This is a genomic window from Nocardia sp. NPDC003269 (assembly GCF_042888005.1).
Classification (GTDB): Bacteria; Actinomycetota; Actinomycetes; order Mycobacteriales; family Mycobacteriaceae; genus Nocardia.
Window position 1 is genome coordinate 154,243 of the sequence record NZ_JBIAPA010000006.1, and the last position, 22,598, is coordinate 176,840.

The 22,598-nt window shown below is 70.2% G+C and carries 24 protein-coding genes and 1 tRNA gene; 9 read left to right on the forward strand and 16 right to left on the reverse strand.

Annotated features, from left to right (window positions below; translation table 11 throughout):
- Window positions 1-115 precede the first annotated feature (115 nt).
- The 3 genes from ACFYWJ_RS33305 to ACFYWJ_RS33315 form a co-directional block, all read right to left on the reverse strand.
- Window positions 116-1,273, reverse strand: a complete 1,158-nt coding sequence (locus ACFYWJ_RS33305; protein WP_355283339.1) for a branched-chain amino acid ABC transporter substrate-binding protein — start codon at window positions 1,271-1,273, stop codon at window positions 116-118.
- A 272-nt stretch (window positions 1,274-1,545) separates the two neighbouring features.
- Window positions 1,546-2,163: an ANTAR domain-containing response regulator gene (locus tag ACFYWJ_RS33310; protein WP_218716853.1), complete on the reverse strand. Its 618-nt coding sequence runs from the start codon at window positions 2,161-2,163 to the stop codon at window positions 1,546-1,548.
- A gap of 238 nt (window positions 2,164-2,401) precedes the next feature.
- Window positions 2,402-2,488, reverse strand: a tRNA-Leu gene (locus tag ACFYWJ_RS33315).
- A 112-nt stretch (window positions 2,489-2,600) separates the two neighbouring features.
- Between ACFYWJ_RS33315 and ACFYWJ_RS33320 the strand changes: the two genes are divergently transcribed.
- The 3 genes from ACFYWJ_RS33320 to ACFYWJ_RS33330 all read left to right on the forward strand — a co-directional run bounded on the left by ACFYWJ_RS33320 (window position 2,601) and on the right by ACFYWJ_RS33330 (window position 4,411).
- Window positions 2,601-3,110 (forward strand): monooxygenase family protein, encoded by a 510-nt coding sequence (locus tag ACFYWJ_RS33320; RefSeq protein WP_355283336.1) that lies wholly within the window; start codon window positions 2,601-2,603, stop codon window positions 3,108-3,110.
- A 185-nt stretch (window positions 3,111-3,295) separates the two neighbouring features.
- Window positions 3,296-3,913, forward strand: a complete 618-nt coding sequence (locus tag ACFYWJ_RS33325; RefSeq protein WP_355283333.1) for a low molecular weight phosphatase family protein — start codon at window positions 3,296-3,298, stop codon at window positions 3,911-3,913.
- A 129-nt stretch (window positions 3,914-4,042) separates the two neighbouring features.
- Window positions 4,043-4,411 carry a hypothetical protein gene (locus ACFYWJ_RS33330; protein WP_355283330.1) on the forward strand — a complete coding sequence of 123 codons (369 nt, stop codon included), beginning with the start codon at window positions 4,043-4,045 and terminating at the stop codon, window positions 4,409-4,411.
- Between the two features lie 6 nt (window positions 4,412-4,417).
- On the opposite strand, the gene ACFYWJ_RS33335 is transcribed toward ACFYWJ_RS33330, so the two are convergent.
- The 11 genes from ACFYWJ_RS33335 to ACFYWJ_RS33385 form a co-directional block, all read right to left on the reverse strand.
- Complete coding sequence (locus tag ACFYWJ_RS33335) at window positions 4,418-5,287, reverse strand: acyl-CoA thioesterase II (RefSeq protein WP_355283346.1); 870 nt, start codon at window positions 5,285-5,287, stop codon at window positions 4,418-4,420.
- 41 nt (window positions 5,288-5,328) lie between these two features.
- Entirely contained in the window at window positions 5,329-6,747 is a 1,419-nt protein-coding gene (gene pyk / locus ACFYWJ_RS33340) for a pyruvate kinase (RefSeq protein WP_355283328.1), read from the reverse strand.
- Between the two features lie 78 nt (window positions 6,748-6,825).
- Window positions 6,826-7,497 (reverse strand): amino acid ABC transporter permease, encoded by a 672-nt coding sequence (locus ACFYWJ_RS33345; RefSeq protein ID WP_355283326.1) that lies wholly within the window; start codon window positions 7,495-7,497, stop codon window positions 6,826-6,828.
- A 3-nt stretch (window positions 7,498-7,500) separates the two neighbouring features.
- Window positions 7,501-8,253, reverse strand: coding sequence for a transporter substrate-binding domain-containing protein (locus tag ACFYWJ_RS33350; RefSeq protein WP_355283344.1), 753 nt, complete (start codon window positions 8,251-8,253; stop codon window positions 7,501-7,503).
- Window positions 8,254-8,423: 170 nt separating this feature from the next.
- Entirely contained in the window at window positions 8,424-8,975 is a 552-nt protein-coding gene (locus ACFYWJ_RS33355) for a TM2 domain-containing protein (RefSeq protein WP_355283323.1), read from the reverse strand.
- A 227-nt stretch (window positions 8,976-9,202) separates the two neighbouring features.
- Window positions 9,203-10,318, reverse strand: coding sequence for a prolipoprotein diacylglyceryl transferase (gene lgt, locus ACFYWJ_RS33360; RefSeq protein WP_355283342.1), 1,116 nt, complete (start codon window positions 10,316-10,318; stop codon window positions 9,203-9,205).
- A gap of 111 nt (window positions 10,319-10,429) precedes the next feature.
- A complete protein-coding gene (gene trpA, locus ACFYWJ_RS33365; protein ID WP_355283320.1) occupies window positions 10,430-11,230 on the reverse strand; it encodes a tryptophan synthase subunit alpha in 801 nt (266 codons plus the stop codon).
- A complete protein-coding gene (gene trpB, locus ACFYWJ_RS33370) occupies window positions 11,227-12,489 on the reverse strand; it encodes a tryptophan synthase subunit beta (protein WP_355283318.1) in 1,263 nt (420 codons plus the stop codon). The genes trpA and trpB overlap by 4 nt, the downstream gene beginning before the upstream one ends.
- The gene (trpC, locus tag ACFYWJ_RS33375; protein ID WP_355283315.1) at window positions 12,486-13,307 is read right to left on the reverse strand and encodes an indole-3-glycerol phosphate synthase TrpC; all 822 of its coding nucleotides are present in this window, start codon (window positions 13,305-13,307) and stop codon (window positions 12,486-12,488) included. Before trpC ends, trpB begins: the two co-directional genes overlap by 4 nt.
- Window positions 13,308-13,431: 124 nt before the next feature.
- The gene (locus ACFYWJ_RS33380; protein ID WP_355283311.1) at window positions 13,432-14,109 is read right to left on the reverse strand and encodes a TIGR02234 family membrane protein; all 678 of its coding nucleotides are present in this window, start codon (window positions 14,107-14,109) and stop codon (window positions 13,432-13,434) included.
- On the reverse strand, window positions 14,106-15,644 hold the full coding sequence (locus ACFYWJ_RS33385; RefSeq protein ID WP_355283308.1) for an anthranilate synthase component I: 1,539 nt from the start codon (window positions 15,642-15,644) through the stop codon (window positions 14,106-14,108). The genes ACFYWJ_RS33380 and ACFYWJ_RS33385 overlap by 4 nt, the downstream gene beginning before the upstream one ends.
- 134 nt (window positions 15,645-15,778) lie before the next feature.
- Here ACFYWJ_RS33385 and ACFYWJ_RS33390 point away from each other — a divergent pair, with 134 nt between their 5' ends.
- The 6 genes from ACFYWJ_RS33390 (at window position 15,779) to ACFYWJ_RS33415 (ending at window position 20,900) form a co-directional block, all read left to right on the forward strand.
- Complete coding sequence (locus ACFYWJ_RS33390; protein WP_355283305.1) at window positions 15,779-16,054, forward strand: hypothetical protein; 276 nt, start codon at window positions 15,779-15,781, stop codon at window positions 16,052-16,054.
- Window positions 16,055-16,173: 119 nt separating this feature from the next.
- A complete protein-coding gene (locus ACFYWJ_RS33395; RefSeq protein WP_355283302.1) occupies window positions 16,174-16,644 on the forward strand; it encodes a peroxiredoxin in 471 nt (156 codons plus the stop codon).
- A gap of 61 nt (window positions 16,645-16,705) precedes the next feature.
- Complete coding sequence (locus ACFYWJ_RS33400; RefSeq protein WP_355283300.1) at window positions 16,706-17,275, forward strand: permease; 570 nt, start codon at window positions 16,706-16,708, stop codon at window positions 17,273-17,275.
- A 76-nt stretch (window positions 17,276-17,351) separates the two neighbouring features.
- Entirely contained in the window at window positions 17,352-18,530 is a 1,179-nt protein-coding gene (locus ACFYWJ_RS33405) for a 4-hydroxybenzoate 3-monooxygenase (RefSeq protein WP_355283297.1), read from the forward strand.
- A 14-nt stretch (window positions 18,531-18,544) separates the two neighbouring features.
- Window positions 18,545-20,218, forward strand: coding sequence for a methyltransferase (locus tag ACFYWJ_RS33410; protein WP_355283294.1), 1,674 nt, complete (start codon window positions 18,545-18,547; stop codon window positions 20,216-20,218).
- Between the two features lie 214 nt (window positions 20,219-20,432).
- On the forward strand, window positions 20,433-20,900 hold the full coding sequence (locus ACFYWJ_RS33415) for a MarR family transcriptional regulator (protein ID WP_355283291.1): 468 nt from the start codon (window positions 20,433-20,435) through the stop codon (window positions 20,898-20,900).
- Here the strand turns inward: ACFYWJ_RS33415 and hisI are convergent.
- Together hisI and ACFYWJ_RS33425 are read right to left on the reverse strand one after the other, a co-directional pair.
- Entirely contained in the window at window positions 20,897-21,241 is a 345-nt protein-coding gene (gene hisI / locus ACFYWJ_RS33420) for a phosphoribosyl-AMP cyclohydrolase (protein ID WP_189033976.1), read from the reverse strand. The genes ACFYWJ_RS33415 and hisI overlap by 4 nt on opposite strands.
- Window positions 21,238-22,560 carry a helix-turn-helix domain-containing protein gene (locus tag ACFYWJ_RS33425; protein ID WP_355283284.1) on the reverse strand — a complete coding sequence of 441 codons (1,323 nt, stop codon included), beginning with the start codon at window positions 22,558-22,560 and terminating at the stop codon, window positions 21,238-21,240. Before ACFYWJ_RS33425 ends, hisI begins: the two co-directional genes overlap by 4 nt.
- Window positions 22,561-22,598 lie beyond the last annotated feature (38 nt).

A 22,598-nucleotide genomic window follows, 5' to 3' on the forward strand; every position in this document is an offset into this window, starting at 1 on the left:
CCCCTCGCCAAACTGGGACACACGGCGCGACGCTTTTGTTTTTTTTTTTTTTTTTGGGGGGGGGGGGGGGGGGGGGGGCCCCCCCCCCCCCCACCGCTACACGCTTTCGTGGGGACTACTTGACCTCGTACATCCAGATCTGGATGTTGGCCAGCTCGCCGGTCTCGCCCCACTTGTACTGGCGGGCGACGCCGGTGCCGTTGTAGTTACGGACGTAGTCCACGAGCTCGGCGCGGGTCACCTTGCCCGAGTCGATGCCCTTGAGCAGGATCGTGGTCAGGTCGTAGCCCTCGACGGAGTAGACGCCGGGCGCCTGGCCGTTGAGCGCCTTGTACTCGGTCGCGAACTTCTCCGGCGCCGGGCTGCACGGGCAGGAGAGCAGCGCGCCCTTGGACGAGCTACCGGCCTGCCGGACGAACTCGGGATCGTTGCTGCCGTCGGCGGAGACGAAGGCCGCGGTCACACCGCCGGACCGCAGCTGCTGCACGAACGGCGCGGCCTCGGCGTAGTAGCCGGCGTAGAAGATGGCGTCGGGCTTGGCGGCGGACAGCTTCGACACCGCGGCCGAGAAGTCCTTGTCACCTTCCTTGACGCTGACCGCGCAGGAGGCGTCGGCGGCCGGGCCCGCGGCGGTGATGAACGCCTGCGCCAGACCGGCACCGTAGTCGGTGTTGTCCTGCACGACGCAGATCTTCCTGTAGCCCTTCTCGCCGGTCAGGTAGTTGGCGACGGCCGGGCCCTGCGAGTTGTCGTTGCCCAGGCCGCGGAAGAAGGTCTTCCAGCCGTTCTGGGTCAGGGTCGGGTTGGTGGCCGAGGCGGTCAGCGTGGGCATGCCCGCCTCGCTGAGGATCTGGCCGGTCGCCTTGGTCTCGCCCGAGAAGGTCGGGCCGACCAGCGCCACGATGCTGGGATCACTGACGATCGTCGGGATCACCTGGCTCGCGATCTGCGGCTTGCCCTCGGTGTCGAACTGCTTGACCGAGACCTGACAGTCGGGGTTGGCCTTGTTGTGCTTGTCGAGGGCGAGCTTGACGCCGTCGATGATGTTGATGCCGAGCGCGGCGTTGCCGCCGGTCAGCGGGCCCGCCATCGCGATGGTCTGGGGCGCGCACTTGGCCTTGCCGTCGCCCGCCGGGTCGGCGGCGGTGCCCGCGTCGGTCGCCGCGACAGCCTTACCCTGGGTATCGAGCTGCACGACCGGCTGGATGGAGAGATCGGTGTTGCCGCCACCGCCGCCGTCGGACGACTTGTCGCTGCATCCGGACAACACCAACGACGCGGCAGCTCCGATTACCAGAACTCCTCGCGTCGAACGACTGCGCCATGTCGAACTGAGCACGTCTCACCTCTATGTCCTGTGCTCCCCGGGGTCACCGAGGGGGCCGACCACGTTCAGCCCGGACAGAACATATCGTCGGTTTGTTAGATCCGCATCACATTCGCATCATGTCGGACGCTCCGTGTCCAGTCGTAGTTCACATTATTGTTTCGCTTACGTAAAATTTTTCGGCTTTCGACGCGAGACACGGAGCGACGCGTTCCAGCTCACTGCGGGGTGAGGTTCTCCAGCACGACTTCGGCGACCGCCTTCATCGTCGTCCGGCGATCCATCGCGGTGCGCTGAATCCATTTGAACGCCTGCGGCTCGGACAGACCCTGGGTCTGCATGAGCACACCCTTGGCGCGCTCGACCAGTTTGCGCGTCTCCAAACGATCCGACAGATTCGCGACTTCTGTTTCCAGCGCGGTGATTTCGTGGAAACGGCTCGCCGCGAGTTCGATCGCGGGCACCAGATCGGATTTGGTGAACGGCTTGACCAGATAGGCCATGGCGCCCGCGTCACGGGCCCGCTCGACCAGGTCGCGCTGACTGAACGCGGTCAGGATCACCACGGGCGCAACACGTTTCGACGCGATCTCGGCGGCGGCGTCGATCCCGTCGCGGCGCGGCATCTTGACGTCCATGATGACCAGATCGGGGCGCAGCTCCTCGGCGAGCTCGACGGCCTGCTGCCCGTCGCCCGCTTCACCGACTACCTCGTAGCCCTCTTCCTTGAGCATCTCGACGAGATCCATCCGGATGAGGGCCTCGTCCTCGGCGACGACGACACGCTTGGCCGCGGCCTCACGCGTGGCGCCAGCGCCCCCTGCATTCGTGCTCATAGGTTCGACCCCTCTGGATTCCGATGCCTGTCGATCACACCACGACAGACGACGGCACCGGGCGAGCCGGCCGAAAAACCCGTCGTGGGTGACCGAGTGATGTAAAGAGTACCTTTCGCTTCCGCACAGAATGCATTGAGCGGTCGGAAACCGCCGGTGAACGCAAGCGCGGAGACGTCGCGCACACCCCGCGACCGATACTCCCCCGCGGAGCGCGGCCGATGCCGCGCTTCCGCCGTGGTGCCGAGTGTGGGACTCGAACCCACACGTCCTTTCGGACAACGGTTTTTGAGACCGTCGCGTCTGCCAGTTCCGCCAACCCGGCGCACCGCGGTCACTATAGCGTCTCGGCGCGCCGGGACGCGAACCGCCGGTCGAACCAGGGGAACGCCCACGTCGTAGTACGGGGAGAGCGGGCACGACAGAAGGGCGCGGACATGCGGGTGAACAGGATGACGGTGGATCTGGACGCCTACCCCGACCTGGTGATGATCCTGCTGGGTATGCGCGTGCGCACCCCGCGCGGGATGCTGCGCCTGCTCGGCGTCGGGCCCAAGCTCTACCGCTCGCACGCCGACCGTCCCGACGGCCTGATCCTGCACGAAGACGTGGTCTGGTCGATGCTGCCGCCGCACTGGGGCGCCCGGCAGTACTGGCGCGACCTGGACTCGCTCGAGCGCTGGACCCGCTCGGACCCGCACCGGCAGTGGTGGCAGGCGTTCCTGCGCGATTCCGGCGGCACCGGCTTCTGGCACGAGGCGTACTTCCGGCGCGGCGGCATCGACGCCGTCTACGACGACATGACCAGGCCGACCGGCCTGGCCGCCTTCGCGCCCACCGTCCCGGCGCGCGGCCGGATGTTCTCCACCCGCGGGCGGGTACACGGCGCTCCACCCGCCGTGCCGCCGGTTATTACCGAATCGAATTATTACGACGCGAAAGAGTGATGGTCGACACATAACCTCCGGAGGTTTCCGGACCATATCTCGCGGGTATCACGGTCACACACAACGGATTTGCGCATTGCGATTCGTGTACAGCATTCAACCGAGAGGTGAATAAGTAGCACCGCGCCTGTGATGGTTACAATTCCGGCCTTCTGCGCGACAATCGACCCGATTACGGTGTCGGTATGCACGTGCTGTTCGTCTGCAACTCCAATGTCTGCCGGTCGGTGATCGCCGAACGGCTCACCCGGGCGTTCGCGACGGACAACGGCCTGGCCGGCCTGACCGCGGAGAGCGCGGGCACCCGCGCCCTGGTCGGGTTTCCGCCCGAACCGATGGCGGCGGAGACCGTCGCCGGCCTCGGCGGCGACCCCACCGGTTTCAAGGCCCGAAAGCTCAAGCCCGAGATGGTCGATCGCGCCGATCTGGTGCTGGCGATGACCGAATCACTGCGCGACCAGGTCAGCGAGCTGGCCTTCGGCGCCGCGCCGCGCACCTTCACCCTCGGCGAGGCGCACCGGATCGCCAAGGTCACCGGCGCGAAATCCATTGCCGCGCTGCACCAGGCCCGCAACGACCTGGCCTACGTCGGCCGGGAGAACATCGCCGACCCGATCGGGCTGTCCCCCGAGGCGTTTCTCGAGGTCGGCGACCGGATCGCCGAACTACTGTTCCCGCTGCTGGCCGCGCTGGCACCGCACGAGCAGGCCAAGCTCAGCGAGGACGCGCGCCCCGGGCTGGTCATCGAACCCGCCCCGGCCCGGCCGCTCTCGGCGTTTCTGGCCGCGCAGCGCAGACGCTGAGCGCAAGGCTGTTCGCCGCGCCGCCGACGGTCTAGACTTCGGCGGACGTGGAAGTTCCCCTTGCAGGTTCGACACGACAGGACTGGAGACTTGCCGAAACGCATTTCGGATGTTTCGCTCCATGTGTATGTGACCCCGGAAATCCTCGACCGCATCGTCGCCAGCGTGCGGACGGTTCTCGACGACCACCTCCAGGACCGTGAGGCCTTCGCCTGGCGATTCACCCTGCCGGTCGACGCCGCCGATCCGCTGCATCGGGAACTCGAAGCACAGTGGCGCGCAACGCATCCCGGTGCCGAGCCGGAAGCCGAGGCGGCATTCGAGATCGCGCTGAGCCTGGTCGGCGATCCGGCCGATCTCACCGATGCCGATATCGCCGACCTCGAGCACGGGCTGGCCCTGGCGGTGTACGGCGCGGCCAGTCACGCCGTACCCTTCGTCCTGCGCGCGGATCAGCGCACCGACCTCGAATGGGAACTCGACGTCGAGCGGCGCTGACCCCGCTCAGCGGGCCGGGAAGTGCCGGATGACGCCTTCCTGGACGGTGGTGGCGAGCAGTTCGCCACTGCGCGAATAGAACCGGCCCGTGGCCAGCCCGCGCGAACCCGCGGCCACCGGCGACTCGGTCGCGTAGAGCGTCCAGTCGTCGAAGCGGAACGGGCGATGGAACCAGATCGAGTGGTTCACCGTCGCCGCGAGAATCCGGTCCAGGCCCCACGACAAACCGTGCGTGGTGATGATCGAATCCAGCACCGTGGTGTCCGAGGAGTAGCCGAGGGCGGCCACGTGCAGCAGCGGATCGTCGGGCAGGGTGCCGTCGGTGCGCATCCACACGCGGTTGTGGTTGAGCTTCTCGCCGGTGCCCTTGAGGATCCACGCCGGATCGTTGGTGTAGCGCATGTCGATCGGGTGCGGCGCGTTGATGAACATCTCCAGCTTGTCCTCGAAGCCGGCGAAGCTCTCCTCGATCCGGGGCAGTGTCTCCGGATCGGGCACCTGGGGGCCCTCGTGGGCGTGCTCGAGGCCCTTGCCCCAGTCCTGGAAGGCCGCCAGCATGACGAACAGCTCCTGGCCGTCCTGGCTGGCGGTGACCGTCCGGTTCGCGAGCGCGCGGCCGTCGCGATGCCGCTGCACGTGGTATTCGATCGGCTTCTTCACGTCGCCGCCGCGCACGAAGTGCGCGTTGATCGCGTGCAGCGGCCGCTCCCCGGCGGTGCGTCCGGCAGCGACGATCGCCTGCGACACCAGCTGCCCGCCGAAGGTGCGGCTCCACACCTTCTCGGGATGGTTGCCGAGGAAGACGTCCTCGCCGATCGACTCGAGGTCGAGCAGGTCGAGCAGCACCCGCAGATCGGGTGACTGCTCGTCGTGCACTGGCTCCACCTCGGTCGATCCGCCTGCCGAACTACTCACGACTAGTGGTCCTCCTCGCCGATGCGATGAACGTGGATCAGGTTGGTGGAACCGACGGTACCCGGCGGGGAACCGGCGACGATGACCACCAGGTCACCCTTGCGGTACCGATCCATCGACAGCAGCGCCTGGTCGACCTGATGGATCATCGCGTCGGTGCTGTCCACCATCGGCACGATGAAGGTCTCGGTGCCCCAGGTCAGCGTCAGCTGGCTGCGCACCTCCGGCAGCGGGGTGAACGCCAGCAGCGGCAGCGGGGTGTGCAGCCGGGCCAGGCGGCGCACGGTGTCACCGGACTGGGTGAAGGCCACCAGCGCCTTGGCGTTGAGCCGCTCGCCGATGTCGCGGGCCGCGTAGGAGATGACGCCGCGCTTGGTGCGGGGCACGTGGGTCAGCGGAGGGACCCGGTTGGTCTCGGACTCCACCGCCGTGACGATGCGGCTCATGGTGCGCACCGCGTCGATCGGCCAGGCGCCGACCGAGGTCTCGCCCGAGAGCATCACCGCGTCGGCGCCGTCGAGCACCGCGTTGGCGACGTCGGAGGCCTCGGCGCGGGTCGGGCGGGAGTTCTCGATCATCGACTCCAGCATCTGGGTCGCGACGATGACCGGCTTGGCGTTCTCGCGCGCCATCTGGATGGCCCGCTTCTGCACCAGCGGAACCTGCTCGAGCGGCAGCTCGACACCCAGGTCACCACGGGCGACCATGACCGCGTCGAAGGCGAGCACGATGGCCTCGAGGTTGTCGATCGCCTCCGGCTTCTCCAGCTTGGCGATGACCGGCACCCGGCGGCCGACCTTGTCCATGATGTCGTGCACGAGCTCGATGTCGGACGGCGAGCGCACGAACGACAGCGCGATGAAGTCGACGCCCAGCTTCAGGGCGAACTCGAGGTCCTCGATGTCCTTCTCGGACAGGGCGGGCACCGACACGTCCATGCCGGGCAGCGACAGGCCCTTGTTGTTGCTCACGGGGCCACCCTCGGTGACCCGGCACACGACGTCGTTGCCGTCGATGCTCTCGACCGTCAGGCCGACCTTGCCGTCGTCGACGAGCAGGCGGTCACCGGCCTTGGCGTCCTGCGCGAGCTGCTTGTAGGTGGTGGAGACCCGGTCGTGGGTGCCGTCGACCTCGTCGACGGTGATCCGGACCTGCTCGCCGTTGGCCCAGGTGGTCCGGCCGTCGGTGAACCGGCCGAGGCGGATCTTGGGGCCCTGCAGGTCGGCGAGGATGCCGACCGCGCGGCCGGTCTCGTCCGAGGCCGCGCGGACCATCTTGTAGTTGTCGGCGTGGTCGGCGTGTTCGCCGTGGCTGAAGTTCAGCCGCGCGACGTCCATGCCGCTTTCGACGAGCTCACGAATACGGTCCTGGGTGGCCGTAGCCGGTCCGAGGGTGCACACAATCTTCGTCCGTCGCATCACACCGGCAAGCCTAGTCCTCCCGATTCCGGCCGTCGTTTCGCCGGTCGGGAGTTATCCCGGTGTTCACGAAATCGGTTGTCACCGAACGGCGACGTGCCTGGACAACCGGGTCTCCAGGCGGGTCTGGAAGAAGCCGAGGATCAGGCAGATCACCCAGTAGTAGACGGCGGCGACGCCGTAGAGGGCGAAGAAGTCGAAGGTGGGCGCGGCGGCCAGCTGGGCGGTGCGCAGCAGCTCGGTGACCAGGATGGTCGAGGCGAGCGAGGTGTCCTTGACCAAGGAGATGAGCGTGTTCGACAGCGGCGGCACCGCGATCCGGGACGCCTGCGGGAACACGACGTACCAGAGCGTCTGCGGGTAGGTCATGCCCAGCGACTCGGCCGCCTCCCACTGCCCGTGGGCGACGCTCATGATCGCCGAGCGCACCACCTCCGCGGCGTAGCCGCCGACATTGAGGCTGAAGGCGATCACCGCGGCCGGGAACGGGTCGATGACGATGCCGAACTGCGGCAGCGCGTAGAACACGATGAACAGCTGCACCAGCAGCGGGGTGCCGCGGATGATGGAGATGTAGAAGCGGGCGGGCAGCGACAGCACCCGCTTCGACGACATCCTGGCCAGCGCGACGCCGACCGCGATCGCCAGGCCGATGACGAAACTGATCGCCGTCAGCGGCAGCGTCGCGGTCAGCGTGGCCTTCAGCATCGGCCACAGGTTGTGCCAGATCAGCTCCCTGGTCGCGGGATCCATCCGCTATTTGCTGACGTCGGTGCCGAAGTACTTCTCCGACAGCCTGGTCAGCGTGCCGTCGGCGCGCAGCTGCGCGAGCGCGGCGTCGATGTCGGCGATCAGCGCAGCGTCGTCCTTGCGTGCGGCCAGCGCCTGCTTGCTGGTCTCGCCGGTCTTGCCGGCGATCTTGATGCCGGTGTCGCCGGTCTTCTTGGTGTACTCGCCCACGGCGAGGGTGTCGTTGACGGTCGCGTCCACGCGGCCCGCCTTCAGCAGCTGCACCGCCTGCACGAACCCTTCCACCGCTTCGACTTTCGCGCCGGCGGCCGCGGCGACCTTGCCCCAGTTGCTGGTGGCCGACTGCGCGGTGGTCTTGCCCGACAGGTCGGCCAGCGAGGTGATGGTGGTGTTGTCGGCCTTGGTGACGATCACGCCCTCGGAGGTCGTGTAGGGCTGCGACAGGGAGTACTTGGCGGCGCGCTCGGGGTTGACGGTCACCTGGTTGGCGACGAGGTCGAAGCGCTTGGACTCCAGTCCGGCGAAGATCGAGTCCCAGGGCGTCTGCACGAATTCCACCCGCTTGCCGAGCTTCTCGCCGACCGCCCGCGCGACCTCGACGTCGTAGCCGGTGAGGGTGCCGTTCTCCTGGTAGCTGAACGGCGCGTACGTGCCCTCGGTACCGACTTTCAGCACGTTCGGGTCGGCGTCGGACGAGCAGGCCGACAGGCCCGTCGCGGCGACGACGGCGAGTACGGCGGCGGCAAGCAGTTTGCGCACGGACATCCCTTTCTCCGCTGCGCGCATCGGGCACGCGCAGGCCAAGCGACGCTACGGCGCCGCCCTGGACCGACACAGAGTATCGCTCACGGTGATCGCAATCCCGGCCGGGAAACGCGAAACGGGTACTCCGCGAGACGCGGAGCACCCGTTCGTGGCGTGGCCGGCGATCAGTCGCGCAGCGGGCGGCCCTGCGCGTCGGGCACCTTGCCGGTGAGCATCATGATGCCGTCGATCAGCGGCCAGATGGCGCCGATGCCACAGGTCAGCCAGACCACCGCGATCTGGGCGATACCAAGACCGGTGTAGCCCAGGTAGAAGCGGCCGACGCCGAAGCTGCCCAGGAAGATCTCCAGCAGGCCCGCCATCAGCTTCTGCTTGTCCGAGAACGGCACGCCGTACATGTCGCGGCCGTACGGCGCCTCCGGGTCGGCCGGGTTGTAGCCCTGCGGCATGCCGCCGTAGGGCGCGGCGCCGTAGGCGGGCTGCGGCTGGGCGTACGGGTCGGCCGGCTGACCGTACTGCGGCTGCGGCTGACCGTACTGCGGCTGGCCGTATCCCGGCTGCGGCTGCTGCTGCCCGTACCCGGGCTGCTGGGCGTACGGATCGGACGGCTGGCCGTAGGCGGGCTGACCGTACTGCGGCTGCGAGTGCGAGCCGGAGTCGGGCTGCTTGTTCAGGTCGGGCCCGTACTGGGGATTGGGGTTGTAGGGGTCGGTCACTCATGTCCTCCATCATTCGTGCGGGTACCCGTCGTGGCCCCCGGCCGGTGTGGCGATCTGCCGAACAGCGATGCGCCACCGACGATCACCGGTCATTGTGGTCATACCGACCGGCCGTTGTCTCCTCGGGTGCCCCACGGAACTGCGCTCGACACTCGTTCGCAATATCGCGACGGGCGCCCGGAATGTTGCCGGGCGCCCGTTCACTTCGTGTTGGAGGTCGCTGATCAGGCCTTTTTCGCGCCCGACTGCTCCGGCTCCGCGGTCGCCGTTGCCTCGGCGGTCTCCGGCTCCTGCTCGGCATCGTCCTGCGCGGCGCCGGTCGGCTTCGTGTCGGCGGAATCCGCGGGCGCGGCCGGGTCGTCGGCGGAATCGGTTGCCTCGGCGGTCTTGTCGAGGTCGACGGCGGCGGCGTTGTCGGCCGCGCCCGCGGCCCGCAGCGCCGAGAACTGCCACGGCCACGGCCGCGGCTCACCACCGGGCTGCAGCTGCGCGGGTGTCTCGCGGCCCTTGGTCGCCAGCGCGAAGTACGCCATGGCGGCGAGGAAGACCAGCGCGGCGGTGAACGAGTTGATCCGGATACCGAGGATGTGGGTGGCCTCGTCGTTGCGCATCAGCTCGACGAAGAAGCGGCCGAAGCTGTAGCCGGCGACGTAGAGCGCGAACAGGCGGCCGTGGCCGATCTTGAAACGCTTGTCCAGCTGCACCAGCAGGATGACGACCAGCACGTTCCACACGAGCTCGTACAGGAACGTCGGGTGCACGACCTCGATCACCCGCCCGGTCGAGACCCCGTTCATCATGTCCCTGGCGCCAGTCTCCGGGTCGAACCGCTCGTAGATCTCGAGGCCCCACGGCACCTCGGTGGTGCGGCCGTAGAGCTCCTGGTTGAAGTAGTTGCCGAGGCGGCCGATCGCCTGCGCGAGCAGCACGGCGGGCGCGATGGCGTCACCGAACGCGGGCAGCGGGATCTTGTAGACCCGGCAGCCGATCCAGGCGCCGATGCCGCCGAGGAACACCGCGCCCCAGATCCCGAGGCCGCCCTGCCAGATGTAGAGCGCCTCGATCGGGTGCTTGCCGGGGCCGAAGTACTTCTGCCAGTCGGTGGCCACGTGGTAGAGCCGCCCGCCGACCAGGCCGAACGGCACCGCGAACATCGCGACGTCGAGGACGGCGCCCTGCTGACCGCCGCGCTGTTGCCACCGGCGCTCACCCCACCAGATGGCGACGACGATGCCGAGGATGATGAACAGCGCGTACGCCCGGAGCGGGAAGGGTCCGAGGTGCCAGACACCCTGCGGCGGACTCGGTATGTAGGCCAGGACTGAGTTCACGGCCCCCAGGCTAGTGGAATCCGGTACCGCCACGTTGCCGCGGCCCTGACAGCACATGCCGGGCCGGTGACAGCCGATGGGCCCGGCCGCGCGTCGGCGGCCGGGCCCATCGGCGCACCACTAGGAGCTGACGGTCGCCGACCGTACGCCCTCGGCGAGTTCCGACGTCAGCGCGCGGACCGCGTCCAGACCCTCGGCGGCGGCCGAGACCAGCGCCGATCCGACGATGACGCCGTCCGCGTAGGCGGCGATCTCGGCGGCCTGGGCCCCCGAGCGGACACCCAGACCGACGCCGATCGGGATGTCGGAATGCGCGCGGACGCGGGCGCACAGCGCGGGCGCGGCCGAGGAGACCACGTCGCGAGCACCGGTCACACCCATGGTCGAGGCGGCGTAGATGAATCCGCGCGAGGCCTCGAGCGTCTTCACCAGGCGCTCCTCGGTCGAGGACGGCGCGACCAGGAAGATGCGATCCAGGTTGTGCGTGGCCGAGGCGATGAACCAGTCGTCGGCCTCGTCCGGGATCAGGTTCGGCGTGATGATGCCGGCGCCACCGGCCGCGGCCAGGTCACGGGAGAAGGTGTCGACGCCGTACTGGAGCACCGGGTTCCAGTAGCTCATCACCACGGCCTGCCCACCGGCGGAGGTGATCGCCTCGACGACGGAGAACACGTCGCGCACCCGGACGCCACCGCGCAGCGCCTGCTCGGCGGCGGCCTGGATGGTGGGTCCGTCCATCACCGGGTCGGAGTAGGCGACGCCGACTTCGACGATGTCACAGCCGGATTCGACCATGGCCTTGCACACCTCGATGGAACCGGCCAGATCGGGGTAGCCCGCGGGCAGGTAGCCGATCAGGGCGGCCCGGTTCTCCGCGCGCGCGGCGGCGAAGGTGTTGGCCAGACGGGACTGCTGACTCACTGAGCGTTCTCCTCGGCGGCGTCGTCGTCGAACAGATTGAACCAGCGACCCGCGGTGTCCATGTCCTTGTCGCCGCGACCGGACAGGTTGACCAGGATGATCGCGCCCTCGCCGAGCTCCTTGCCGAGCTGCAGCGCGCCCGCCACGGCGTGCGCGGACTCGATCGCCGGGATGATGCCCTCCGAGCGGGACAGCAGCAGCAGCGCGTCCATCGCCTCGGTGTCGGTGATCGGCGCGTACTCCGCGCGCCCGATGTCCTTGAGGTGGGCGTGCTCGGGGCCGACGCCCGGGTAGTCCAGACCGGCCGAGATCGAATGCGACTCGATGGTCTGGCCGTCCTCGTCCTGCAACAGGTACGAGTACGCGCCCTGGAACGCGCCGGGCGTACCGCCGGTGAAGGTGGCCGCGTGCCTGCCGGTCTCGACGCCGTCACCGGCCGCCTCGTAGCCGATCAGCCGCACACCCGCGTCGGGGATGAAGGCGTGGAAGATGCCGATGGCGTTGGAGCCGCCGCCGACGCAGGCCACGACCGCGTCGGGCAGCCTGCCGACACGCTCGGTGATCTGCTGGCGCGCCTCGATCCCGATGATGCGCTGGAAATCGCGCACCATCAGCGGGAACGGGTGCGGGCCCGCGGCGGTGCCGAAGCAGTAGTAGGTGTCGTCGGCGTTGGAGACCCAGTCGCGCAGCGCCTCGTTGATGGCGTCCTTGAGGGTCTGCGAACCGGTGGTCACCGAGACGACCTCGGCGCCGAGCAGCCGCATCCTGGCCACGTTCAGCGCCTGGCGGGCGGTGTCGACGGCGCCCATGTAGATGACACAGTCCAGGCCGAGCAGCGCGCACGCGGTCGCGGTGGCCACGCCGTGCTGGCCCGCGCCGGTCTCGGCGATGACCCGGGTCTTGCCCATCCGCTTGGCGAGCAGCGCCTGGCCGAGCACGTTGTTGATCTTGTGCGAGCCGGTGTGGTTGAGGTCCTCGCGCTTGAGGAAGATCCGCGCGCCCCCGGCGTGCTGGGCCAGGTTGGCGCACTCGAACACCGGCGACGGACGGCCGGTGTAGTCGCGCTGCAACCGGTCGAGCTCGTCGAGGAAGGTGTGGTCGGTCCGGACCTTGTCGTACTCGGCGGTGACCTCCTCGATCACCGCCATCAGCGCCTCGGGGACGTGCCGTCCGCCGTAGACGCCGAAGTGGCCGCCCGCGTCGGGCTCGTAGTCGCTGTGCTGGGCGACACCGGCGCTGGCCTGGGGCAGCGCGGTCACCGGATGCTCCGCCGGGCCGGCTTCGGGCAGGACGGATGGGTACCGGCGGTCACCAGCTCGGACACCGCGGCCCGCGGGTTCCCGCTGGTCACCAGGCCCTCACCGACGAGCACCGCGTCGGCGCCCGCGCCGGCGTAGGCCAGCAGGTCGGCGGTGCCGCGGATGCCGGACTCGGCCACCCGGATGACCTCCGACGGCAGGCCGGGGGCGATCCGCGCGAACACGTCGCGGTCGACCTCGAGGGTCTTGAGGTTGCGCGCGTTGACACCGATCACCGACGCGCCCGCTTCCAGCGCGCGGTCGGCCTCCTCCTCGGTGTGCACCTCCACCAGGGCGGTCATGCCGAGGGATTCGGTGCGGTCGATCAGCGCGGACAGCACGTCCTGCTCGAGCGCGGCCACGATCAGCAGGATCACGTCGGCGCCGTGGGCACGGGCCTCGTGGATCTGGTACGGGCCGATGACGAAGTCCTTGCGCAGGACCGGGATGTTCACGGCGGCGCGGACGGCATCGAGATCGTCGAGCGATCCACCGAACCGCCTGCCCTCGGTGAGCACGCTGATGATGCGCGCGCCACCGTCTTCGTAGGCCTTGGCCAGGACGGCCGGATCGGGGATGTCGGCCAGCGCGCCCTTGGAGGGGCTGGCACGCTTCACCTCGGCGATGACACCGATCCCGTCCTCGTGCAACGCGGCGCTCGCGTTCAGCGGCGCCTTGGCGGCGGCCGCTGCGGCTTTGATCGCCTGAAAATCGAGGAGGGCTTCGCGAGCGGCAACATCCGCCCGAACCCCGTCGAGAATCGAGTCGAGTACCGTCATCTGGCTCGAATCCTTTCTGGGGAGACGAACTTCTCACCTGAGAGTCCCCTCAGGCGCTGTCTCACCGATGCTTGACAACAATAAATGGCTGCCGCGCGTGTCACTGCGGCGGGGGTGCCGGGGGTCACGGTGCGCGGCCGGTCGACTTGTCGTCGCCGTCTTGCCCCACGGCGGTGTCGGTGGGATCGGTGCCCGCGTCGAGCGCGTCCCACAGCACCCGGTCCGACAGCGGCGCGGCGGTGCCGGTCTCCTCGCGCTGCTTGGTCACCTCCGCGCTGGCGTCCGCCCGGCGGAACACGGGGTTGTCGTATTTGCCGGACAGCTGCGAACTTCCGTCGGTGCGGCGGGTGAGCAGCACCCCGGCGATCAGCGCCAGCACCGCCGCCACGATCGACAGCAGCGCGGGGCCGACATGCGCGTCGGCACCGCTGACCACCGCGCGCACCGGCAGCTCGGCCAGCGTGCCCGCCCGCTCCGCGGTCCTGCCCTCCCCCACCACCAGCGCGAACCCGGGCACCGCCGCGACCGCGGCGACGACCGCGACGACCACGCCCAACAGCTGGCGCAGCGCGCCCTTCACCGCGAACACCGCGGCGATCGAGGCGACCAGCACCAGGGCCAGCGGGGTGAGCGCGCCGAACCAGGTGGCACCGTCGAGCTCGTCGGTGCGCGGTTCGGTGAGCCCGTCGGCGGAGTGCACCGTCACCCAGGTCATCCGCGACGACGCCCACAGGCCCGCCGCGGCCAGGGCCAGCAGCGCCACCGGGACGATGGGCTTGGTGGCCTTGGCGGTGTCGGTCACGAGGCGCCGTCCTCGTAGGTTCGCAGGGTCTGCGCGGCCGCGATCGCCTTGAGCACCGCCATGGCCTTGTTGCGGGCCTCGGTGTCCTCGTAGACCGGGTCGGAGTCGGCGACCACGCCCGCGCCCGCCTGCACGTAGGCGGTGCCGTCCTTGAGCAGCGCGGTGCGGATGGCGATGGCGGTGTCGGCGTCACCGGCGAAGTCCAGGTAGCCGACGACGCCGCCGTAGACGCCGCGCCGGGTCGGTTCGAGTTCCTCGATGAGCTCCATCGCCCGGACCTTCGGCGCGCCCGACAGCGTGCCCGCCGGGAAGCAGGCCTGCACCGCGTCGAGCGCGATCCTGCCCTCGGCGAGCTGGCCGGACACCGTCGAGACCAGGTGCATGACGTGGCTGTAGCGCTCGACGTGACGGTACTGGGTGACCCGCACGGTGCCGGGGCGGCAGACCCGGCCCAGGTCGTTGCGGCCCAGATCGACGAGCATCAGGTGCTCGGCGTTCTCCTTGTCGTCGGCCAGCAGGTCCTTCTCCAGCAGGATGTCGTCCTCGGCGCTCTCCCCGCGCCAGCGGGTCCCCGCGATCGGATGCGTCGTCGCGACGCCGTCCTTCACGGTGACCAGCGATTCGGGGCTGGAGCCGACGATGGAGAACGCGGTGCCGCCGTCGCCGTCGGGGATGTGCATCAGATACATGTACGGGCTCGGGTTCGACGCCCGCAGCATCCGGTAGACCGCCAGCGGCGAGCCGGTGTAGTCCATCTCGAAGCGCTGCGAGAGCACCACCTGGAACGCCTCGCCCGCCTCGATCTCCTTGATCAGGCGCCGCACGCCAGCGCCGAACTCCTCGGTGGTGCGCCTGCGCAGGTACTCCGGCTCGGGCCGGTCGAAGACCGACACGGTCGAGGGCGCGGGCGCGGCCAGCGCGGCGGTCATCCGGTCCAGCCGGGCGACGGCGTCGTCGTAGGCGGCGTCGGCGTTCTCGTCGGTGCCGTTCCAGTTCACCGCGTTGGCGATCAGGGTGATCGCGCCCTCGTGGTGGTCGAACGCGGCCAGGTCGGTGGCCAGCATCAGCACCAGTTCGGGCAGCTGGAGGTCGTCGGCGGCCAGCTCGGGCAGCCGTTCGATCCGGCGCACCGCGTCGTAGCCGAGGTAGCCGACCAGGCCACCGGTCAGCGGCGGCAGACCGGGCAGCCGCTCGGTGCGCAGCAGTTCGAGGGTCTCGTGCAGCGCGCGCAGCGGGTCACCGCCCGACGGCGCGTCGGCGGGGACGACGCCGAGCCAGGCCGCCTCGCCGTCGACGACGGTCAGCGCCGACGGGCTGCCCGCGCCGATGAACGACCAGCGCGACCACGAGCGACCGTTCTCGGCGGACTCGAACAGGAAGGTGCCCGGCCGGTCGTCGGCCAGCTTCCGGTAGGCCGAGAGCGGAGTCTCGGAGTCCGCCAGCACCTTTCGGGTCACCGGGACCACCCGGTGCTCGGCGGCGAGCACCCGGAACTGGTCGCGGGTCGTGGTGGTTGATGTCGACGCGCCCTGCATGACCCCATCATCCCAGGCGGGTCGCGACACCTGTGCGCTGACCCGACCCCGTGACGCGACAAGGGGTGATCGGCATCACTACACTCGCGCGCGTTCCATGTCGCATGCGGTATCCCCCCTTTCCGAGAGGAGCAATGTTGTACCCCTCGCACCAGGGCGCTCAGGACGGCCGGCTGGCCGCCCCGTCGCAGCAGCACTACGGTCCCGGCCAGCTGTCCGCGGCGAGCGCGCTCACGTCGTTCGTCACCTACGCCAAAGAGATGCAGGATCTGGACGAGAAGGCCTACCCGGACGAATACGCCGCGCACTGCGATCGGATCCGGCAACTCGAGCCGATGCTGCGCGTGCACGGCATCCTCGACGTGATGGAGATCCGCAACCCGGAGATCGCCGCCCTGCTCAAGCGCTGACGCGCCCGTTCGACGGGTGCGGTCCGTCGGGGGCGGTGCCGGTCGAACCGAAGATGTCCCCGTTCGCGTGCGCGGGCGGGGATCTTCCGTACCTCCGGCCCGGTCGATAGGGTCGAATCATGCAGCCAGGCCAGCACGCCCCCCAGTTCGCGCTCCCCGACCAGTCCGCCCAGCTCCGCACGCTCGACGGCTTGCTCGCCGACGGCCCGCTCGTGCTGTTCTTCTACCCGGCGGCCAATACCCCCGTGTGCACGGCCGAGGCCTGCCACTTCCGCGATCTGAGCGCGGAGTTCGCCGCCATCGGCGCCTCCTGCGCCGGTATCAGCACCGACAGCGCCGAGGTGCAGGCCGGCTTCGCCGCCAAGCAGCGGCTGGACTACCCGGTGCTCTCCGACGCCGACGGCGCGGTGGCCGCGGCGTTCGGCGTCAAGCGCGGGCTGCTGGGCAAGCTCGCCCCGGTCAAGCGCCACACCTTCGTCATCGATACCGACCGGACCATCCTGAAGGTCGTCACCGGCGAGCTCCGCGCGGCGGTGCACGCCGACGAGGCGCTGGCCTTCCTGCGCGCCCGCGCGACCGCGGCGGAGTAACCGGCGAAACGCCGGGCGCCGGATCGGCGTCCGGCGTCATCGCCGCCTCTACGCTGGGGAGATGACAACCGGCGAGGTGCAGTCGAGCGGTCAGAAGTCCACGATGACCGTGTGGCGCAACCGGGCGATCATCACGGTCGCCACGGCCGTCGTGCTGGTGATCGCCTATCTGATCCTGTCCTCGTTCATCCCGCGCTGGTGGGCGCAGCGGCTGGCGAGCATGGTGCACGGCAGCTTCACCCAGGGCATCTGGTGGGGCCTGGTCTACGGACTGGTGTTCACCCTCGTCCCGCTGTTGCTGGTGCTGCTGGCGGTGCGCGTGTGGAATCGCAAGGGCGGCAAGTTCATCGCGGGCGCGGCGGTGATCATCGCGCTGCTGCTGGCGCTGCCCAACCTGATGACGCTGACGATCGTGCTCGGCGGCAACAACGCGGCGCACGCGGGTCAGCGCATCCTCGACGTCGACGCCCCCGCCTTCCGCGGCGCCTGCCTGGTCGGCGCGATCGTGGCGGCGGTGGTGTTCGCGCTCGTCCTCGCGCTGATGGGCAAGCGCGGTCTCACCCGCCGCAAGGCCGCCAAGGCCGCGGAGAACCCATCCGCGCAGACTCCGCCGATGACCGGAGCGCAATAGCTTTTTCACATAATCCCAGCAACACACCACCGCGACGGACGGCCGGTGCCGCCGCGGTGACCTAAGCTCCGATCCCATGCCGATGGGGAGCAGCGAGTCGACCACCGTCCTGGTGCTCGGCGCGGGACCGGCGGGGCTCGTCCTCGGCAATATTCTGCGCGCGGCCGGGATCGAGGTGCTGATCCTGGAACGGCGCGACCGCGCGCACATCGAGCAGCGCGCCCGCGCCGGTTTCCTCGCCCCCGCCAGTGTCGCGGTGCTGGCCGAGCACGGACTCGACACCGGCTTGCACACCGGCGGGCACACCCACCAGACCTGCGAGTTCCGCAGCGCGGGCGGCCGGATCGAGCTGTCCTACGGCGGACTCGGGCGGGGCGAGGCGCACACCGTCTACCCGCAACAGCGGCTGGTGACCGATCTGGTCGCCGAATACCTGCGCCGCGGCGGCGAGCTGCGGTGCGCGACCACCGCCGAGCAGATCGGTGACGAGCACGGCGACCGGCCGTGGGTGCTCGCCCGCACCGCCGACGGTGAAACCTCCCGGATCACCGCCCGCTACCTCGTCGGCTGCGACGGCGCGCAGGGCGCGGCCCGTCAGACCGTGCGGGGCCCGCGATCCACCCACGACTACGCCATCACCTGGCTCGCGCTGCTGGCCCAGGCCCCGCCGACGACCGACACCGTCGCCTACGGCGTCCACCCCGACGGTTTCGCGGGCCAGATGCCGCGCAGCCCCGAGGTGACCCGCTACTACCTGCAGTGCGCCGGCGAGGACGCCCTGCGCTGGAGCGAGGACCGGGTCTGGAGCGCGCTGTCCGACCGGCTGCGCGCCGACCGGTACGGGCCGCTGCGGACGGGCCCGATCATCGAGCGCGGACTGGTCCGGTTGCGGTCGGAGATCCTCGACCCGATCCAGCAGGGCCGGCTGTTCCTCGCCGGCGACGCGGCCTCCACGATCAGCCCGTCCGCGGCCAAGGGCGCCAATCTGGCCATCCTCACCGCGCGGTCGCTCGCGGCGGCGCTGATCGCCGCGATCGCGGACGGCGACGAGTCGGCCCTGCGCAGGCATTCGGCCGACTGCGTCCCGCGCATCCGGCGCGCGCACGAGTTCTCGCACTGGATGATCGGCCTGCTGCATCCACCGACCGGCCCGCACGCGGGCTTCGAACGCGAGCTCCAGCAGGCCCGGCTGCACAGTCTGGCCACCTCACGACCACATCAGGATTTCTTCGCGGAGAACTACGTCGGTATCTGAATCCAGGAGGATGCGTGACCCGCTCGCCGGCAGTGCGATCCAGGATCGACCCGCTCGATCACGACCGCGTCGCCGCGGCCGTGCAGTTCGTCGGCACCCATGACACCGACAGCGTGCTCGCCCGGCTGCTGCCCCGCCTCGGCGAGGCCGAACGCGCGGCGATCGCCGAGCGCTGCCGGTTCGCGCACGCCGCGGTCATGGTGTTCCCGCCCGATCTCGCCGCCCTCGACGACCTGCTCGCGGCGCACGACCTCACGATCGCCTCGAACGAGCCCAGCGTGGTGGTCCGGCAGCGGCTGGCCGCCCGGCACGGCCTCGACCCCCAGCAGGTCCCGGTCCGGATCGTGCGCGCCGCGCTCCCGGCCGCCGACGGAACACCCTGCGCGATCGAGATCTTCGCGCTGCCCGCCGCGCCCGCCGAGGTGGCCGCAGTCGAACGCGCCGAGGCGAACGAGGCCCACATCGCGCTGGCCACCGGCCCCGTCGACCCCGTGACCCTCGCCGGACTGCGCGCGCTGCTCACCGGCCCGGGCGGGCTGCGCCCCGACCAGGGCGGCTACAACGACCGCGAGGACGCGACCAGCTTCTACTTCCGCAGGCCGGGCGCGCGGACCGACCGGCGGGTGGAGCTCTATGTGGCCGGCGCGCACCCGCGCGAACTCGCGCGGCACAGCCGCGAATCCGCCGACCCGGCGACCCGGCTGCTCGGGCTGCTCACCGGCGCCTGGGCGACCCAGGCGCTGGCCGTCACCGCCGGGTCCGGCATCGCCGACCGGCTCGCCGCGGCCCCGGGTGGCCCGCTCGACGAGCTCGCCGCGGCGACCGGCACCGACCTCGACGCGCTCGGCAGGCTGCTGCGCTACCTGGCCCAGCTCGAGGTCGTCGAGCCGCTCGGCGCGGGCTACACGCTCACCGAGACCGGCAGGCTGCTCGTCGCCGACGCCCAGCCGTCGCTGCATCCGCTGGCCTGCCTCTATGGCGGCGCGTTCTACGAGTCGTTCGGCGAGCTCGGCTACGCCGTGCGCACCGGCCGCACAGCCTTCGACCACCACTTCGGGGCGCATCACTTCGACTACTTCCGCGCCGACCCGGAGCGGGCGAGCCTGTTCGACCGGGCCATGGCGGCGAGCGCGTCGATCTTCGGCCAGGTCGCCGGACTCGTCGGCGCCGCCACCGCGCGCACGGTGGTCGACGTCGGCGGCGGCACCGGCGAATTGCTGGCACGCGTGGTGGCGGCGCACCCGCAGCTGCGCGGCATCCTGTTCGAACGCGAGACCACGCTGCCCCGGGCGCGCACCACCTTGGCGGCGGCGGGCTGCCTGTCCCGCTGCGAACTGGTCGGCGGTGACTTCTTCACCGCCGAGGTGCCCACCGGGGGCGACGTCTATCTGCTGTCGCGGGTCCTGCACGACTGGGACGACGCGGACTGCCGCACGATTCTGCGTGGGTGCGCCGCGGCGATGTCCGAGCATTCCCGGCTCTACATCGTCGAACGGCTGCTCCCCGAGGACGGGTCCCGTTCCCTCGCCCCGGCGTGGGACCTGCACATGCTGTGCAATGTCGGCGGGCGCGAACGCACCGTCAGCCACTATCGCGCGGTGCTGCGGTCGGCCGGACTCGAGCTGATCGGGCACGACGACCTGCCGCTGGGCTTCGCGCTGCTGCAGGCCCGGCACACCGGCACCTGACCAGCGCGGCGCCGCGTCCGCGCGCATCGTCGGTGCGCGCGGACGCGACAGCCCGTGGGGCGACGGGCTTTTCGCGATAGGGCACTCGCCTCGCTGTGAGTGACCTCACGACCGCGGCCAACTCGCGGACGACACAGCGACGTCGTGGCAAACTCTGTTCGGTGCGCGCTCCAGTTCACCCGCCCTGTCGCCCGGCCGTGAGGCTGTGCCGGCGATGACCCAGTGGCTCGACCCCGTCGAACAGCGTGCCTGGCAGGCGATCGTGGCGCTCATGGCCCGGATCCCGGGTGCGCTCGATACGCGGCTGCAACGCGAGGCCGGGCTGACCCATTTCGAGTTCCGGGTACTGAGCCTGCTGTCCGAGGAAGCGGGCCATCGCCTGCAGTTGAGTGATCTCGCCCACAAAGCAAATGCGTCGCTATCGCGACTGTCGCATGTGGTGTCCAAGCTGGAGCGACTGGGCTGGGCCCGGCGCGACTCCACCGCGGGCAGGCGCGGCGTGCACGCGGTACTCACCGACGCGGGATTCGAGAAGGTGCTCGCCGCCGCGCCGGGCTACGTGGACGCGGTGCGCCGGCTGGTGCTCGACGGACTCGACGACGAGCAGACCGCCCAGCTGGCCGAGCTCGGCGAGGCACTGTCGGAGCGGCTGCACAGCGTGCTGGCCGAGGACGGGGACTAGTCGGCGGCCAGCAGCACGTCGGTGTCGAAGCAGGTGTGCGTGCCGGTGTGACAGGCCGCGCCCTCCTGATCGACGATCAGCAGGATGGTGTCGCCGTCGCAGTCCAGGCGCACCTCGTGCACGTACTGGGTGTGGCCCGAGGTCTCGCCCTTGACCCAGTACTGCTGCCGCGAGCGCGAGTAGTAGGTGCCCTTGCGGGTCTCGATGGTCCTGGCCAGGGCCTCGTCGTCCATCCAGGCCATCATCAGCACGTCGCCGGTCGACTTCTCCTGGGCGACGGCGGCGACCAGACCCGCCTCGTTGCGCTTGAGGCGTGCGGCGATGGCGGGATCCAGGCTCATGCCTCGTTTATAACAGCCGTACCGGGACGAGCCGACTGCCCGGTCTGTAGCTCGATCGCCACCAGCAGTTCCACCAGGTCGTTGACGCTGCGCACATTGCGCCCGGTCAGTTCCTGGATCCGCCCGAGCCGGTACTTGGCGGTGTTGAGGTGGATGCGCAGCGTGTCGGCGGCTTCGCGCAGGTTCATGTCGGCGGCGGCGAAGGCGCGGATGGTCTCGGCCAGCGAGCCGCCGCGGGCGCGGTCGTCGGCCAGCGCGGCGCCGATGCGCGGGTCGACGAGCTGGCGGGTGGTGTCGTCGGCGCGCAGCAGCAGGTACCGGAAGGGCGTGAGCTGCGGGAGCGCGAGCACGCCGCCGTCCTCGGGCAGCAGGGCCAGCGCGGCCTGCGCCTGCCGGTAGGCGCGCGGGATCTGGGCGACCTCGGTGACCGCGGTACTCACGCCGACGGCCAGGGCGATGCCCTCGGCCGCGAGTTCCTCGCGCATCGCGCGCAGCCGGTCGCACAGCTGCTCGGCCGAGCCGTCGCGGCCCAGCGCGGGAATCGCGACGATCTCCCCGCCGCGCACCACCGACAGCGTGCGCAGCCCGTTGACGCCGACGCGCGCCGCCGCGGCCGACACCACCTGCCGTGCGTCCCCGAGCCCGTCGGCGGAATCGGCGCGCGCCGAGCCGTCGAGCACCACGGCCGTCACCACCACCAGCGGCGTGGTGCGGTCCGCGCCGATCCCGTGCGCGGTGGCCACCGACAGGTGCGGGCCGCCCGCGGGCAGGGTGCCGTCGAGCAGGGTGTCCATCAGCGCCTGGCTGTCGCGGCCGGATTCGGCGGCCACGTACTGCTGGAACTCGAGGTACGCGTCGGTGGCCTGGGTGCTGATCAGGTCGGTGTAGCGGGCCAGCGGCCCGGCCAGGGAGAGCACGGCCTCGCGCCCCGCCTCGGTGTCGCCGGCGTGGGCGAGCAGCGATTTCCAGATGGCGCGCTGCCCCAGCCGGAACGCGGCGATGTAGTCGACCAGCGGCAGACCCGAGCGCGCCCGCCGGGCCGCGGCCTGCCGGGCGTAGGTGACATCGGCCGGGGTGACCCGCTTGCGTTCGAGCAGCGCGCCGAGGCCGGTCCGGCTGAGCCGGGCGAGCTGGTCGTGCACGTCGGCGAGGAAACCGGGGTCGGCGGTGCCGTAGCCGGGCAGCTCGGTGCGCAGCTTGGCCATCACGTCGTCGGCGATGTCGTCGGCGTGGTCGTAGGCGCAGCCGACGATGCGCGCGCGCTCGGCGTGCACCGGATCCGAGATCGACGCGGTGAGCAGATGTGATCCAGCCGACATGTCCGGGGAGTTTGCATGTCCGATTTCGCAGTGTCAAC